Annotated in this window: 15 protein-coding genes; 5 read left to right on the top strand and 10 right to left on the bottom strand. The window is 61.0% G+C overall.

From position 1 onward, the window contains the following. Positions 1 to 53: 53 nt before the first annotated feature. The gene (locus GGR36_RS03585; RefSeq protein WP_420847480.1) at positions 54 to 449 is read right to left on the bottom strand and encodes a C40 family peptidase; all 396 of its coding nucleotides are present in this window, start codon (positions 447 to 449) and stop codon (positions 54 to 56) included. Between the two features lie 329 nt (positions 450 to 778). Between GGR36_RS03585 and GGR36_RS03590 the strand changes: the two genes are divergently transcribed. After that, positions 779 to 1339: a hypothetical protein gene (locus GGR36_RS03590; RefSeq protein WP_183631921.1), complete on the top strand. Its 561-nt coding sequence runs from the start codon at positions 779 to 781 to the stop codon at positions 1337 to 1339. On the opposite strand, the gene GGR36_RS03595 is transcribed toward GGR36_RS03590, so the two are convergent. The 4 genes from GGR36_RS03595 to GGR36_RS03610 form a co-directional block, all read right to left on the bottom strand. Next, positions 1336 to 1611: a sodium/substrate symporter small subunit gene (locus GGR36_RS03595; protein WP_183631923.1), complete on the bottom strand. Its 276-nt coding sequence runs from the start codon at positions 1609 to 1611 to the stop codon at positions 1336 to 1338. The genes GGR36_RS03590 and GGR36_RS03595 overlap by 4 nt on opposite strands. Beyond that, complete coding sequence (locus tag GGR36_RS03600; protein ID WP_183631925.1) at positions 1608 to 3035, bottom strand: PhoH family protein; 1428 nt, start codon at positions 3033 to 3035, stop codon at positions 1608 to 1610. Before GGR36_RS03600 ends, GGR36_RS03595 begins: the two co-directional genes overlap by 4 nt. Before the next feature lie 29 nt (positions 3036 to 3064). After that, positions 3065 to 3520, bottom strand: a complete 456-nt coding sequence (locus GGR36_RS03605) for a peroxiredoxin (protein ID WP_183631927.1) — start codon at positions 3518 to 3520, stop codon at positions 3065 to 3067. 78 nt (positions 3521 to 3598) lie between these two features. Continuing rightward, the gene (locus GGR36_RS03610) at positions 3599 to 3979 is read right to left on the bottom strand and encodes an Mth938-like domain-containing protein (RefSeq protein WP_183631934.1); all 381 of its coding nucleotides are present in this window, start codon (positions 3977 to 3979) and stop codon (positions 3599 to 3601) included. Positions 3980 to 4115: 136 nt separating this feature from the next. On the opposite strand from GGR36_RS03610, the gene GGR36_RS03615 reads away from it, so the two are divergent. From GGR36_RS03615 to thrC, 3 genes are all read left to right on the top strand, one after another. Next, positions 4116 to 5384, top strand: a complete 1269-nt coding sequence (locus GGR36_RS03615) for a pyridoxal phosphate-dependent aminotransferase (protein ID WP_183634888.1) — start codon at positions 4116 to 4118, stop codon at positions 5382 to 5384. Positions 5385 to 5766: 382 nt separating this feature from the next. Further along, positions 5767 to 7080: a homoserine dehydrogenase gene (locus GGR36_RS03620; protein WP_183631937.1), complete on the top strand. Its 1314-nt coding sequence runs from the start codon at positions 5767 to 5769 to the stop codon at positions 7078 to 7080. A 7-nt stretch (positions 7081 to 7087) separates the two neighbouring features. After that, a complete protein-coding gene (gene thrC, locus GGR36_RS03625; protein WP_183631938.1) occupies positions 7088 to 8518 on the top strand; it encodes a threonine synthase in 1431 nt (476 codons plus the stop codon). Positions 8519 to 8594: 76 nt separating this feature from the next. Here thrC and GGR36_RS03630 read toward each other — a convergent pair whose 3' ends face one another. The 3 genes from GGR36_RS03630 to GGR36_RS03640 all read right to left on the bottom strand — a co-directional run bounded on the left by GGR36_RS03630 (position 8595) and on the right by GGR36_RS03640 (position 11186). Next, positions 8595 to 8738, bottom strand: coding sequence for a hypothetical protein (locus GGR36_RS03630; RefSeq protein ID WP_183631940.1), 144 nt, complete (start codon positions 8736 to 8738; stop codon positions 8595 to 8597). A gap of 132 nt (positions 8739 to 8870) precedes the next feature. After that, positions 8871 to 9719 (bottom strand): carboxylating nicotinate-nucleotide diphosphorylase, encoded by an 849-nt coding sequence (nadC, locus tag GGR36_RS03635; protein ID WP_183631942.1) that lies wholly within the window; start codon positions 9717 to 9719, stop codon positions 8871 to 8873. 489 nt (positions 9720 to 10208) lie between these two features. Next, positions 10209 to 11186, bottom strand: a complete 978-nt coding sequence (locus GGR36_RS03640) for a threonine dehydratase (RefSeq protein ID WP_183631945.1) — start codon at positions 11184 to 11186, stop codon at positions 10209 to 10211. Between the two features lie 68 nt (positions 11187 to 11254). On the opposite strand from GGR36_RS03640, the gene GGR36_RS03645 reads away from it, so the two are divergent. Then, a complete protein-coding gene (locus tag GGR36_RS03645; RefSeq protein WP_183631947.1) occupies positions 11255 to 12598 on the top strand; it encodes an aminotransferase-like domain-containing protein in 1344 nt (447 codons plus the stop codon). 55 nt (positions 12599 to 12653) lie between these two features. On the opposite strand, the gene GGR36_RS03650 is transcribed toward GGR36_RS03645, so the two are convergent. Both GGR36_RS03650 and GGR36_RS03655 read right to left on the bottom strand, forming a co-directional pair. Beyond that, a complete protein-coding gene (locus GGR36_RS03650; protein ID WP_242533094.1) occupies positions 12654 to 13511 on the bottom strand; it encodes a DMT family transporter in 858 nt (285 codons plus the stop codon). A 64-nt stretch (positions 13512 to 13575) separates the two neighbouring features. After that, on the bottom strand, positions 13576 to 14985 hold the full coding sequence (locus GGR36_RS03655; protein WP_183631951.1) for an NAD(P)H-hydrate dehydratase: 1410 nt from the start codon (positions 14983 to 14985) through the stop codon (positions 13576 to 13578). Between the last annotated feature and the right edge of the window lie 22 nt (positions 14986 to 15007).

Below are 15007 nucleotides of genomic sequence, written 5' to 3' on the forward strand. Positions count from 1 at the left end.
CGGACTACAACACTGGCTGCTGCGTTATCGGCGTTTCGTCGCCGACAAGGCGATTAGCGAACCGGCTGTGTGACCTGGGCGCCGGATTCTTCACCGACGAGGCGTCGCGCACCATTGAACCGCGTACGCCAGTAGCTGTCGGTCATGTCCTCGACACGTACCTTGCCGCCGGCAGAGGGTGAATGCAGAAACTGGTTGTCCCCCATGTAGATGCCGACGTGGGAGAAAGTGTGTCGCATTGTCTTGAAGAAGACGAGATCGCCGGGCTTGAGTTCGGCCGGGTCGATACGTTCGCCCATGTTGGACATTTCGCGTGCCGTCCGCGGCAGGTTCAGGCCCAGTGCATCCATGAACACACGTCGGACAAGCCCGCTGCAATCAAAGCCCGTGTCCGCATTGGTGCCGCCGAAGCGGTAACGGATGCCCAGATACTGCAGGCCCGAGTTCATGAGGTCGCCGGCACCACGCGACGCTCGGTCGAAGATCGACTCGCGCGGCGAAGCCTGAACGGCGGGCGAACTCGGACCGCCTGCAGGAATGTGCTCGGGAGGCTCTGCTGCTACTGCCGATCCAAGCAATGCGGACAGGAATAGCGCGCAAAGTGTTGTTTTTATGACCATCGCGCGACTATAGCGCGGCAGATCTTCACGGTAAACCCTTGATTTTTCTCTAGACGGTGTCTTGAGTGGCTGTTAGCCGCGTAACACGCCGATTTGGTCAAGGATGCCGAGTGAATGACGCATAAAATGTATCCACTTGTTTCTCTGCCCGGCGACTCATGAAGGCCATCATTTTTCTCTTGTTATCTGGCGCTACCGCATTGGGTGTGTGGCTGGTTCAACGCAGTGTTGCCGCCATTCGCGAGGCAAGGGACGGTGCGCATGCGCGTGAGCAGGAACTGTTGCTACAAGCGGGTTCAAGCGGCGCGGGATACGTTTTGCCGGCCCCCGATGGAATGAGACGGTCGTCGCTTGACGCATTTGCTGAATTGCTCTTGCACGAGGAAAGGGCTGTTCATGGACTGCTGAAGACCGCAGTGCCCGAGTACGAGATTCTGGTGAATGTGGACAGCCGTAAGCTGCTCGGTCAAGACGCTTCGTTAACGCCGCATTTGCTTGATTTTGTTGTGTGCAGCAAGGATTTCCGCCCGCTTGCGGTGATAGCGCTGGATTGGCCGCATGATCCGAATGCGGCGATCCGATCAAGGACGTTGACCGATCTTGCCAACCGTGGCCTCAAGATCGCCCACTGGCGGGTTGAGCAACTGCCTGAGCGTGTGGCCGTTCGCGGCTGGTTGCTGGATCGTCTGGTGCCAGGGGAACGTCGCTTCGCCGCCTAGTCTCGCGTTGTGTCCCGGTACTTGCTGTCGAGCTTGTTCATTGCCCACGTGTGGATACCTACTATCGCGAGATAGATCAGCAGCGCGCCCTGTGCAGCGAAGTAGAAACCCAGTGGAAAGCCGAATAACGACCATTGATTGAGTTGTTCAGGCATGAAACTGGTGACAACGGTCACGAGAAACCACACGGCAAGCAGCGTCAGGGTAAGCGCCAACGTCTTGCGCCAATGGCGCCGCGCAGCGGCTGATTCTCCGCGCGGCGCATCGGTCACAGAACTTCCCCTGCCCAGTCTGCAAGCCTTGAGCGCTCACCACGCTGTAGCGTGATGTGACCGCTGTGCTTCCACCCCTTGAAGCGATCCACCACATAGGTCAGACCGGAACTGCCTTCGGTCAGATATGGGGTGTCAATCTGTGCGATGTTGCCCAGGCAGACAACTTTGGTTCCTGGACCGGCACGGGTGATAAGGGTCTTCATCTGTTTGGGCGTAAGGTTCTGCGCTTCATCGATGATCAGGAACTTGTTGATGAAGGTGCGCCCACGCATGAAATTCAGACTTTTGATCTTGATGCGGGTCCTGATCAGGTCGCGCGTTGCAGCGCGGCCCCACTCGCCACCGTAATGTCCGCCTTCCTCGGCGTTCCCGTTGAGGACATCCAGGTTGTCTTCCAGGGCACCCATCCAGGGGGCCATCTTTTCCTCTTCGGTCCCCGGGAGGAACCCGATGTCTTCACCGACCGGAACGGTGATCCGGGTCATGATGATTTCGCTGTAGCGCTTTGTCTCAAGAACCTGGGTCAGACTCGCCGCAAGGGTGAGCAAGGTTTTGCCGGTGCCTGCCTGGCCAAGGAGAGACACGAAGTCGACCTCAGGATTCATTAGCAGGTTCAAGGCGAAGTTCTGTTCCCGATTCCGTGCGGTAATGCCCCACACATTGTTCTTCTGATGGGAGAAGTCGATCAATGTCTCAAGTACGACCGTCGGCCCCGTTTTTTCGCGGACAAGCGCATACAGAGGACGCTCGCCTTCCTGGTAAACGAACTCGTTGACCACCATCTCGGCACAAAGCGGGCCTCTGAGACGGTAAAAGGTTCGGCCGTTCTCCTTCCAGGACTCCATCCCCTTGCCATGCGCGTCCCAGAAATCGGCCGGCAATTCGCGGACGCCTGTGTAAAGCAGATCGGTGTCTTCGAGAACCTTGTCGTTGAAGTAGTCCTGCGCTTCCAGGCCCATCGCACGCGCTTTGATGCGCATGTTGATGTCCTTTGACACCAGGATCACCGGCCGCTTGGATTGCTTCGTGGCAAGGTGGTGAACGACAGCCAGGATCTGATTGTCCGCCTTGGCTGTCGGCACATTGACCGGCAGCGTGAGCGGGATGGCCTCTGTCTGCAGGAACAGGCGACCAGTTGCCAGTTCGCGTGACGGTTCGGTCAACGGGATTCCGGTGTCGATGGCTTCGGGCAGGGATGAAACGATCTCGTCCATCATCCGGCTCGCCTGCCGCGCGTTTCGAGCGACTTCGGACATGCCCTTCTTGTGGCTGTCGAGTTCTTCCAGGGTCTGGATCGGAATATAGATGTCGTGCTCTTCGAAGCGGTACAGGCAATTCGGATCGTGCATCAGCACGTTCGTATCAAGTACGAACAGCTTGGTCTTGGCGGCAGTGCTTGCATGCTGGCGTTTTGCGTTCATGAGCTAGAGCTTCCGCTTGAGGTCGTAGGTCAGAGCGTTGCGACGAATTCGAGCACTTCCCGGGCATGACCCGGAACCTTTACACCGCGCCATTCGCGGCTGATCTCTCCTTTCTCATTGATGACAAACGTGCTGCGTTCAATTCCGCGTACCTGTTTTCCGTACATGTTCTTGAGCTTCATGACACCGTAGGCGGCGCACATCAGCTCTTCGGGGTCGGAGATGAGTTCAAAGGGAAACTCCATCTTCGCCTTGAAGTTTTCGTGAGACTTCACGCTGTCGCGGGACACGCCAAGGATATCCGCGCCAAGGCGCACGAATTCGGCATGCAGTTCCTTGAACTGGAGGCCTTCTTGGGTGCAGCCGGGAGTGTTGTCTTTCGGGTAGAAGTAGATGACCAGTTTGCGCCCCGCGAAGTCGCTGAGGGCTATGGTCTTTCCGCCAGTGGCGGGGAGAGAAAATTCAGGTGCCGCGGATCCGGCCATCGCTGTCTCCGGAGATTGATCCGGCTCCAGAGTATCCGAGGGCCCATACCACTCGCAAATCGGTAATTCCGTGCGCCGCTAAACCACTGATTCCACGATCAATGCTGCGATGACGCTTCGCCCCTCGGCGGCCAGAATGTTGTAGGTGCGGCACGCCGCGGCGGTATCCATGATCTCGAATCCGCGCTGCGCTTCGATCAACGGCCTGAGCAGAGAGGGGGAGGGGAAGCGCTGGCGTCTGCCGGTTCCGATCAGCGTTATGCCTGCCTCGAGAAGGGCCAGTGCTGCAAAGTCATCGGCTGTGAGTGCCTCCATGCTTGGCTTCCCCCAAGCTGGATCCAGGAGTTTGGGGCCCACCAGCAGAGAGCCCTCATGGCGCTCGCCATTGATCTTGAGGAAGCCATCCCCATGCCCTGTGATGACGTTGATGCCTGCGGCGAGGTCGAGGTTGAGTTTCATCGTTTGCTGCACCGCGATTGCGGCAGTGGTGTGCCTTGGCTACGATTATAACCTTTTGATTTCGCGGGGCTCGGGGCTGGACCTGACGCACGCACACTTGGAGAAGATCATGACTGCGGGAAATCTGGTGCGAATAATGGGCGAATCCGGACACGAGCAAGTGGCCGCCGCCCGTGCCGCGCGCCCGCTGCATATGTCAGCCAAGTTGGCGAATGTCTGTTACGAGATTCGCGGCCCGGCGCTGGCGCGGGCGAAGCAGATGGAGGAGGAGGGGCAGAAGATCATCAAGCTGAACATCGGCAATCTTGCGACGTTCGGTTTGCTTCCGCCTGATGAGATTGTTCAGGACATGATCCGGAACCTTCCGGACGCGGCCGGATATACCGACTCGAAGGGCCTGTTTGCACCTCGCAAGGCGATCGTCCACTACACGCAGGAAAAGGGAATTCCCGGTGTTTCGATCGACGATGTGTACATCGGGAACGGCGCCTCCGAGCTGATCGTGATGAGCATGCAGGCGCTGCTCAATACCGGCGACGAGATCCTGCTGCCGGCCCCGGACTATCCTCTCTACACCGCTGCGGTAAGCCTTTCAGGGGGTACGCCACGTCACTACATCTGCGACGAACAGAGCGGCTGGCTGCCGGATCTCGAAGACATCCGCCGGAAAATCACGCCGAATACCAAGGGCATCGTCGTCATCAATCCGAACAATCCAACGGGCGCGTTGTATCCGGTCGAGCTTCTGCGCGAGATTGTGGAAATCGCGCGCCAGAATGGGCTCATCGTGTTTGCCGACGAGATCTATGACAAAACCTTGTACGACGGCGAAACGCATACCAGCATCGCGTCGCTGGCCGAGGATGTGCTGTTCGTCACCTTCAATGGTCTCTCCAAGAACTACCGTTCGTGTGGTTATCGCGCGGGTTGGATGGTGATCTCGGGCGACAAGCGGCGCGCTCAGGGTTACATCGAAGGCCTCAACATCCTCGCGACCATGCGGCTGTGTTCGAACACGCCTGGGCAACTCGCGATCCAGACCGCACTCGGCGGATATCAAAGCATCAAGGATCTGGTGGCGCCTGGCGGGCGACTCGCACGTCAGCGCGACCTCGCAGTTGACCTCCTCAACCAGATTCCCGGCGTCTCGTGTGTGAAGCCCAAAGCCGCGCTTTATTGCTTCCCCCGGCTTGATCCGAAGATCTATCCGATCTCTGATGACCAGTTGTTCATCCTCGAAATGCTTGAGGAAACGCGAGTCCTGGTGGTGCAAGGCACCGGGTTCAACTGGCCCACGCCCGATCATTTCCGCGTGGTATTCCTGCCACACGAAGACGATCTGCGCGAGGCGATCGGGCGGATTGCACGCTTCCTCGATCAATATCGCCGGCGGCATACGGCCTGAACACGCTAAACTTGTGCGTCGGTGTCGCCGCTTGCGACATGTGACGGCGCGGAAACTGCGGCGCGCCAGACGCGTCCGATGTGGGTGACCAACGATCGCAGCTGCGGCATTTCGTGGTGTGTTGCAGCTGGATCGGGTGGCTTCTTCGGGCGCAGATGAAGGCGAGGTTTTGCCTCTGCAGATACTTAACTTTGATGGCGCGTGACCGACGAGTCATCGATTTCGTGGGGGAGCCGCACCCGGGTTCCCCCCCGAATTGCAAGATGCTTCGGAGCAGCCCTGACCCGGCCGGCTGAGCCCGAAGCGGTGTTGAAAGCGTGCGCCCTTTGTCGTACCTACACGATTTCCTTATTCCCTCTCTCCATTTCAAGAAACACCTGTCATGAAACCGATCAACGTTGGCCTGCTGGGCATTGGGACTGTTGGAGGCGGCACATTTACCGTGCTGTCCCGCAATCAGGAAGAAATCACGCGTCGTGCGGGGCGTCCGATTCGAATTGCGACAGTCGCTGATCGGAACACCGAACTCGCAAACAAGATCGTGGATGGCAAGGCAAAGGTCACCGCGGATGCGTTCGAGGTGGTTCGCGATCCCGAGATCGATATCGTCGTCGAACTGATTGGCGGTTACGGCATTGCACGCGAACTCGTGCTCGAAGCCATCGCGAATGGCAAGCATGTTGTCACGGCCAACAAGGCGCTGCTCGCGCTGCATGGCAACGAGATCTTTGCCGCAGCCCAGAAGAAGGGCGTGATGGTCGCATTCGAGGCCGCCGTGGCCGGCGGCATTCCGATCATCAAGGCGCTGCGCGAGGGGCTGACCGCCAACCGCATCGAATGGATCGCCGGCATCATCAACGGCACCACCAACTACATCCTCAGCGAGATGCGCGACAAGGGTTTGTCGTTCGATACGGCGCTCAAGGCGGCGCAGGCGCTGGGATATGCGGAAGCCGATCCGACATTTGATATCGAAGGTGTCGACGCCGCGCACAAACTCACGATCATGAGTGCCATTGCATTCGGCATCCCGATGCAATTCGAGAAGGCCCATGTGGAAGGTATCTCGCAACTCACGCGTGAGGACATTGCCTACGCGGAGGAACTTGGCTACCGCATCAAGCTGCTTGGCATTACGCGACACACGGCGCGGGGCGTGGAATTGCGCGTCCACCCGACACTCATTCCTGCTCGCCGTTTGATCGCAAGCGTCGAGGGCGTGATGAACGCGGTGCTTGTAAAGGGTGACGCTGTTGGCCATACGCTGTACTACGGTCGTGGTGCCGGGGCTGAACCCACGGCCAGCGCTGTTGTGGCCGACCTTGTGGACGTCACTCGCATGCATACGGCTGATCCGGAGCATCGCGTTCCGCATCTAGCCTTCCAGGCGGACCAACTGGTCGATATCCCCGTGCTGGCCATCGGTGACGTCGAGACTTCGTTCTATCTGCGCATGCAGGTGTTTGATCGACCGGGCGTGCTGGCAGATGTGGCGCGCATCCTTGCTGACAACGGCATTTCGATCGAGGCAATGATCCAGAAAGAGCCGCCGGAAGGCGTCGACAAGGCCAGCATCATCTTGCTGACACACCGCGTTCTTGAGCGCAATGTGCTTGCCGCGATCGAGCGAATCGAACAGCTCGCGACTGTCGACGGTGCCGTTACAAAGATCCGTCTGGAAGAATTGGGCAACTGAGATGGCGATGAAATACGTCTCCACACGAGGGCAGGCCGAGCCCAAGCAGTTTCTTGACATCCTTCTAGGCGGATTGATGGAGGATGGCGGGCTTGCGATGCCGGAACGCTATCCGAGATTCACGCCTGACGAACTTGAGGCACTGCGTTCGAAGTCGTATCCAGATCTGGCGTTCGCCGTGCTTTCGCGATTCGCCGACGACATTCCGACGGAGGACCTCAAGGCGCTGATCGACCGCACCTACACGGCGGCGGTGTATTGCAACGCGCGCGATGCGTCGAGGGCGAACGAAATCACGCCGCTCACGACACTCGAACCTGATCTGCACCTCCTTGAGCTCTCGAACGGTCCGACGCTGGCGTTCAAGGACATGGCGATGCAGCTGCTGGGCAACCTGTTCGAGTACGCGCTGGCGCGTACCGGTCAGTCGCTCAACATTCTTGGGGCGACCTCCGGTGACACGGGCTCGGCCGCGGAGTACGCCATGCGCGGCAAGCGCGGCGTGCGCGTCTTCATGCTCTCGCCGTGGGGCAAGATGAGCCCCTTCCAACGTGCGCAGATGTATTCATTGCAGGACGAAAACATCTACAACATCGCGATCCGTGGCATGTTCGATGATGCTCAGGACGTAGTGAAGGCGGTTTCAAACGACCTGACCTTCAAGCGCGAGTACGCGATCGGCACGGTGAACTCGATCAACTGGGCGCGTGTCAGTGCCCAGGTGGTGTATTACTTCAAGGCGTATTTCGCGTGCACGCGGGGTGCCGGCGAGGAAGTGTCGTTTGCAGTTCCCTCGGGCAACTTCGGCAATATCTGTGCTGGACACATTGCGCGCCAACTCGGACTGCCAATCCGGAAGCTCGTTCTTGCGACAAACGAGAACGACGTGCTCGACGAGTTCTTCCGGACGGGTGTCTATCGTCCGCGCGGCACGGCCGAAACTCACGAAACGTCGAGCCCCTCGATGGATATTTCGAAGGCCTCGAATTTCGAACGTTTCATCTTTGACCTTGTGGACCGCGACAGCGCCGTCTTGCGCGATCTGTGGGGCGAAGTCGATGCGGGGGGCGCCTTCGATCTGGCGGCGACGCCTTATTTTGCGCGGATCGCGGACTATGGGTTCGTCTCAGGCAGCAGCACGCATGCCGATCGCTTGAACACCATTCGAGAGACGTCTCAGCGCTATGGCGTTACCGTGGATCCGCACACCGCCGATGCGCTCAAGGTGGCAGCGGCTTACCGCGAAGCCGGTGTGCCGATGGTCGTGCTGGAAACGGCCTTGCCGGCAAAATTTGAGGAGACCATCGTAGAGGCGCTCGGGCGCAGTCCAGAGCGACCGGCAGGCTACGAAGGCATCGAGGCGTTGCCGCAACGTGTCGAGGTCATGGATCCCGGTGTCGCAGCGATCAAGCGATTCATCGTCGCACACGTGTCCTGAGTGCAGTTCGTAGCGCACCAACAAAAAGGCCGGGATGTCCCGGCCTTTTCATTTCCTATTGGTGGCGCGTCAGCCCTTAGAGGTAGATGACTGCCGGGAACACCGTGACCGCCAGGATGTAGATCAGCCACTCGATGTTGTGACGGGCAAGAAATCCGGTGAAATGCAGCACCAGGACAACGATGGAGACTATGTAGTACAGCACGAAGAATACGGACATCGAGGTGATTCCTGAACGCGCTCCCGGAGTGCTGAAGCGCCAAGCTCAAATGGGGTAGAAAAAAGCAATCAGCATATATAGCGTTTCCGGCGCGAGCTCGCAAGCATTCGGGCGTCAGACAATTTCGTTCATTCAACGCTCGGTGTGGCGGAGGGAAAGGTCGATTGCCCTCACGTCTTTTGTAAGGCGCCCGATCGAAATGCGATCAACGCCAATCTCAGCAATTGCGCGTACGGCCTCCAGATCTACGCCGCCACTTGCTTCGAGCTCGGCCTTTCCGGCGCTCATCTTCACCGCTTCCCGCATTGCATCGAGCGACATGTTGTCGAGAAGGATCATCTTTACACCGGCTGCAAGCGCTTCGCGAAGCTCGACCAGGTTTTCGACCTCGACTTCGATGAATACGTTCGAGGGGGCGATCGCCTTTGCTGCATCTACTGCCTTTGCGATGCTGCCGGCAGAAATGATGTGGTTTTCCTTGATCAGGATACCGTCGTAGAGGCCAACGCGATGGTTGGTGCCTCCGCCGATTGCCACCGCATATTTCTGAGCAAGACGAAGACCGGGCAGGGTCTTGCGGGTGTCGACGATCTTCGCTTTCGTACCGGCAACCGCGTCGACATAGGCGCGCGTGGTGGTTGCCGTGGCGGAAAGAAGCTGCAGAAAATTCAGCGCAGTGCGCTCAGCGGTGAGCAGTGAGCGGGCGCTTGCGAGTACATCGCACAGCAACTCTCCGGACTCAACGCGGTCACCGTCTTTCGCGTGCCATACCACGGTGCAGTCAGGTTCAAGGGCCGCGAAGGTTGCGGTGAACCATTCTGTACCGCAGAGGATGGCGGATTCGCGGGTCACCACACGTCCACGGGCGTTGCGATCCGCCGGGATCAATTGCGCGGTAAGGTCTCCGGTTCCAATGTCCTCGGACAAGGACGCGGCGACGTTGCGAAGGATCTCCGCTCGCAGTTGTTCATTGATGTGCATGGCAGGTTTTCTCGCTAGCTCGGCCCGAATCCGGGTCTCTGCGTCGGGGGGCAGGCGATGTCCGACGTCCGGTGTCTAAGGTATACGCCATGGCGGCGGTCGCCAAGCCTTGGACGCAAAGACAGCCCCCCGCTTGGGCAAAACGTTGCCGCAACCCCATCAACATGCCTCAACGTGCACGCCTTGTACAGCCAGCTGCGCCGCGGCGTCCCCATTTCCGGACGGAGCTATGCGTGGAGGGTGCGCGCTTCACCGGGATCGAGGCGACCGCACACCGTGCGTGCTGATCATCACCCGGAAATTGCATCCAGCGTTCCCCAAGCTTTTCGACCCGGGGTTGAGCCGCATGTGCAGAAGCGATGTCAGCCCCACGCAAGGCGGTATCGATCGATGCGCTGACATACACCTCAAATGGCGCTCGGAAAGTCAACGCCGACCCGCCTCGCTAAGACGGGTGCCCATGCTTGGGTTCTGTTGCGATGAGCATCCTCAGGCGGCACAGGGAAGTTGAAGCGCGGGCGCGAGGATTTCTGCAAACACTTTGCTATCGACGTTGCCGCCGCTCAGGACCACGCCGACGCGCGTGGCGCTGGCTGTGTCTCTATCCTGAATTGCCGCGGCCAGCGAGGCCGCGCCGGCACCTTCCGCCACGTTGTGTGTGGCAGTGAAGAGCAGTCTCATCGCAGCAGCGACCTCGTCATCACTCACCCTGATGAAGCGCGCGGTGCCTTCACGAATCAACGCCAGCGCTGCGGGGTCTGTGCGTCGGCACGCCATCCCGTCAGCGAGGCGTGTGCTGACCGCTGCTTCCTCGTTGCGTCCCGTCTCGAAGGCGACGGCGTAAGCTGGGGCGTGCGCGGAGACGACACCGACGATTTCAGTCGAGAGTCCGAGTGCATCGCGTGCGGCAATCATGCCGCACAGACCGGATCCCATGCCAACAGGGACATACACGGTATCGAGATGCTCGACGCCCTGGAGGAACTCCAGTGCATACGTAGCAACGCCCGCGACGAGGTCAGGGTGGAAGGCGGGAACCAGGTGCCAGCCGTTGGTATTGGCCAGCATTGCGGCGTGCTCCCGTGCCGCCTGGAAGTCCTCGCCGAATTCGATCAGGTTGGCTCCAAGCGCGCGCATTGCTGCGTTCTTTTCGCTGCTGTTGTCGCGCGGGACGACGACATGGACCCGGAAGCCGTGCGCGGCGCCCGCAAGCGCGATCGACTGCCCGTGATTCCCCCGGGTTGCGCAGACAACGTCCCTTGGCGCCTTTGTGCCTGCGAGCGACGCGAAGTAGTTGAGGCCGCCCCGCACCTTGAATGCGCCAGTCGCGAGATGGTTCTCATGCTTGACCCAGACTTCCTTGCCCAGACTTGCGCACAACAGCGGCCAGCGGTAATGCGGCGTGGGGGAACAGAAGGGGCGAATGCGATTTGCCGCGTGCTGGATGCAATCGTGGGTCGGCTTCATGGCGATTCCGGCTTGTCAGTGGTCAAGGTAAGTGGCATTTTGTATGCACTTTTGCGTGGATTGTGTGCATGACAAGCTGGCGCCCCGATTTGCAGGATGTGAATGGGCCACTGTTTCTGGCCGTGGTGGAACAGCTTGCGGAGGCTATCCGCAGCGGTCGCCTGCGTCCGGGCGATCGCCTGCCGACACACCGGCTGATGGCCGATCTCCTCGGCATCAACGTCAGTACCGTGACGCGCGCGTACCGCGAGGCCGAGCGCAGGCGACTGATCGGAGGCGAGGTGGGGCGCGGCACCTTCGTTCTTGGTGCTGCTTCAGAGGCAAGGTTGTTTGCCTTCGCCGACCGCCCACAGGACACCCTGATCGATCTGTCGACCAACACGCCGCCAGGTTCCGGCGATGACGCCCTGAGCCGCACCGTGCTGACCATGGCCGAGGAGGGAAGCCTCGCACGCCTTGTGGACTACCCGACGCCGGGCGATCTCTATCTTCATCAGGCTGCCGCACAAACCTGGCTCGCAATGCGGGGCATCGATGCGCCTCATGAAGCCCTGATCGTGTGTGCCGGCGCGCAGCATGCAATGGAAGCCGCGCTCGCGGCGGCCGGTGAAAGGGAGATTGGCTGTGAGTGCCTGAGCTGGCCAGGCCTCAAGGCGATTGCGCGAAGTCGCGACCTGCGACTGCACCCATTGCCGATCGACGACGATGGAATCCTCCCGGAGGCCCTGGAGCGCGCGGCACAACACGGCTTGCGTTGCCTGGTATGCATCCCGACCCTGCACAATCCCACGGCGCGCACCTCAAGCCTGGAGCGGCGTCGGGCAATCGTCGAGATCGCGCGTCGATACGATCTGATGGTGATCGAGGAGGACGTCTATGGCGCGCTGGCATCAGAGGCACCTGTTGCACTCGCGGCCCTTGCGCCGGAACGGGTGTGCCATGTGACCGGCCTGTCGAAGACCGTTTCCCCGGGGCTTCGCATCGGCTATCTGCTTCTGGCGCCGGGTCTCGTGTCCAGGCGATCTGCGCTTGAGCATCACACGCAGTGGTATGTCTCGCCACTGAGTGCGGAGGTGGCGCGGCGCTGGATCAGCGATGGAACCGCTGCGCAGCGGGTCGCTCAGCAACGCCACGAACTGGGCGAGCGCTGGAAAGTGGCGCTCACCTGCGTTGGGCAGCACCAGCCCGCCGGTGCGCATGAGTCGCCGCATCTGTGGCTACCATGTGCCGATGCTCGTGCGGCCGTGCGCGTGAGCGAGGCGGCGCGTCGCGCCGGGGTGGCGGTGGTGCCATCGGATACATTCGCGGTCGGACGCATGTCAGCACCGGCCGGCATCCGCGTTTCTCTTGGGGCGGCAAGCAGCCGTTCACGCTTGCGCGAAGGGCTCAACCGCCTCGCCGCGGTGCTTTGACTTTGGGGCGCTCTCGCGAGCGACAGGTCCAGCCTGCAACTGCGCTTGGCTGCCGCTATCGGGTCCGAGGGTGCGCACTATCCCAGGCGATCAGCAAGCCGGAAGTGCCGATCACCGCGATGCCGGCCAGCGTCGCTGCCGTGGGTGCATTGTCAAACACGATCCAGCCCAACAATGCCGCCCAGATCAGCTGGGTATACACGAGAGGCGAGAGCAGCGATGCCGGTGCGTCGCGGAAAGCCCGTGTCAGCAGGTAATGCCCGCTGCCGCCAAGCACCCCAAGTGCGGCGATCAATGCAGCATCAACGGCACCAGGCCAGGGCAGCGAATCGACCAGAAAGGGCTGCAGTGCGCTCAGCGAGAGCGTTCCGGCCAGCGCCGTGTAGTAGAGCATGGTGACCGGGTGCTCGCTTGAACTCAGCGTCCGAGTCATCAACTGGTAAGCCGCGTAAGCGACTGCCGCCGCCAGCGCACAGGCAACCCCAAGCGGATCAAGTCCATTCCCCGGCCGGGTAAGCATCAGCACGCCTGCAAAACCGATAGCGATTGCGCTCCATCGGATGTGGCCGATTCGCTCGCCGAGAATCGGGCGAGCGAGGATCGCGACCAGCAGCGGTGACGCAAATAGCAGCGCTGTCGCTTCGGCGAGTGGCATACGTTTGAAGGCCGCCATCGCCAGAACCGTCACGGCCACCAGAGACAAGCCCCGCAGCGATTGCAGCAAAGGGCGTTTGCTTGCGAGCAGTCGCCCGCGCCATCGCGGGGCGAGAAATACCGTCATCAGGATGAAGTGCGTGACGTAACGGCCCCAGGCCAGCATGGCAACCGGCCAGGTGCGCGAAAGGTGCTTTGCGATTGCGTCCAGGCATGCGAACAGAACGACTGCGACGCAAAACAGAGCCACGCCCCGCATTGGGCGCTCGCGACGAACGTCGGTCATTGAATGCGCAGCGCCGGGCGACGTGGCTCGGGCAGCGTCACCGGCGCACGCCTCGTGCGATGTCGCCAACCCAGCGGTTTCGGACTGCGCGTGCGGCAAGTGCTACCTCGGACGCCGTGATGCCAATCGCGCCGCTGCTGCTACGCGCAAGTTCATCAGCAGCCGCCCCGTGCAGGTGAACCCCGGCTTCGAGCGCCATCTTGGCAGGCCAGTGCTGAGCAAGCAGGCTGGCAACAATGCCCGTCAGCGCGTCGCCCATGCCGGCGGCCGCCATGCCGGGGTTGCCGGCGGTGTTGATCGCCCAGGTGCCATCGGGATGCGTCACGACGCTGCCCGCGCCTTTGAGGACGACATGGGCGTGATAGCGCTCAGAAACCATTTTCGCCGCACGCAGCCGATCGTCCTGAATGGCCGCTGTGCTGGAATCGAGCAAGCGGGCGGCTTCGGCAGGATGGGGTGTCAGGACGGTTGGCGCTGAACGGCTCAGCACCAGCGCCCGCAGTCCCGGATGTGCGCTCAGCAGGTTGAGCGCATCGGCATCGAGGACGATCGGGCCGGAAAAGCTGAGCGCACGCTTCAGGTGCGAAAGTGCGGCTTCACTCTGACCGAGGCCCGGGCCTGCGGCGATAACAGAGGCCACGCGGTTGATGTCGTCGGGCGTGCGCATCATCAGTTCGGGATAGCTCGGGTCCAGCGCGGGAGCATCGACTGCCAGCGCGGCGACAAAGACGCGGCCGGCGCCAAGCACGAGCGCTGCCCGCCCTGCGATCCACGCCGCGCCTACCATTCCGGTAGCCCCTCCGAGGATTGCGAAGTCGCCGAATTGGCCCTTGTGGCTGTTGCGCGGCCGGTTTGTCAGGTATTCCGCGAAATCGGCTGGCTGGATGCGCCGTCCCGAGTCTTGCGGGGCTGCGTCCTGCAGGCCGAGGGTGTCTGTATGCAAGGAGCCGCAATGGTCGGGGCCGTCGAGGGTCAGGAGTCCGGGTTTGAGCGCAATGAAACTGAGGGTGTCGGTGGCACGAACTGCGCTGCCCAGCACGCGCCCAGTACCCGCGTCGAGCCCGCTCGGGATATCGAGGGCCAGGCGCCGACATGCGAGCGCGTTGAAACGTCTGATCCAGTCCGCGTACTTACCAGCAGGGGGGCGCGTCAGGCCAATGCCGAACAGCGCGTCGACCGCGATAGCCCACGGTCCGGAGTCAAAGTCGCTCGCGACCTCTCCGCCCGCTTCGCGCCACTGGCGAAACGCGGCCGCTGCGTCGCTGGGCATGTCTGCCGCGTTTCCTGCAAAGGCGACGGTAACCGGCCAGGCTGCACGCTTGAGGTGTGTTGCGAGCACGAATCCGTCGCCGCCATTGTTGCCGGGGCCGGCCATGACGAGCACAGGCCCGCGCTGTTCGCACAGACGTTCGACAAGACTGAATGCCGCCAATCCTGCGCGTGCCATCAGCGGCGGTTCGGCCGAGGTG

The organism is Niveibacterium umoris, assembly GCF_014197015.1.
Classification (GTDB): domain Bacteria; phylum Pseudomonadota; class Gammaproteobacteria; order Burkholderiales; family Rhodocyclaceae; genus Niveibacterium; species Niveibacterium umoris.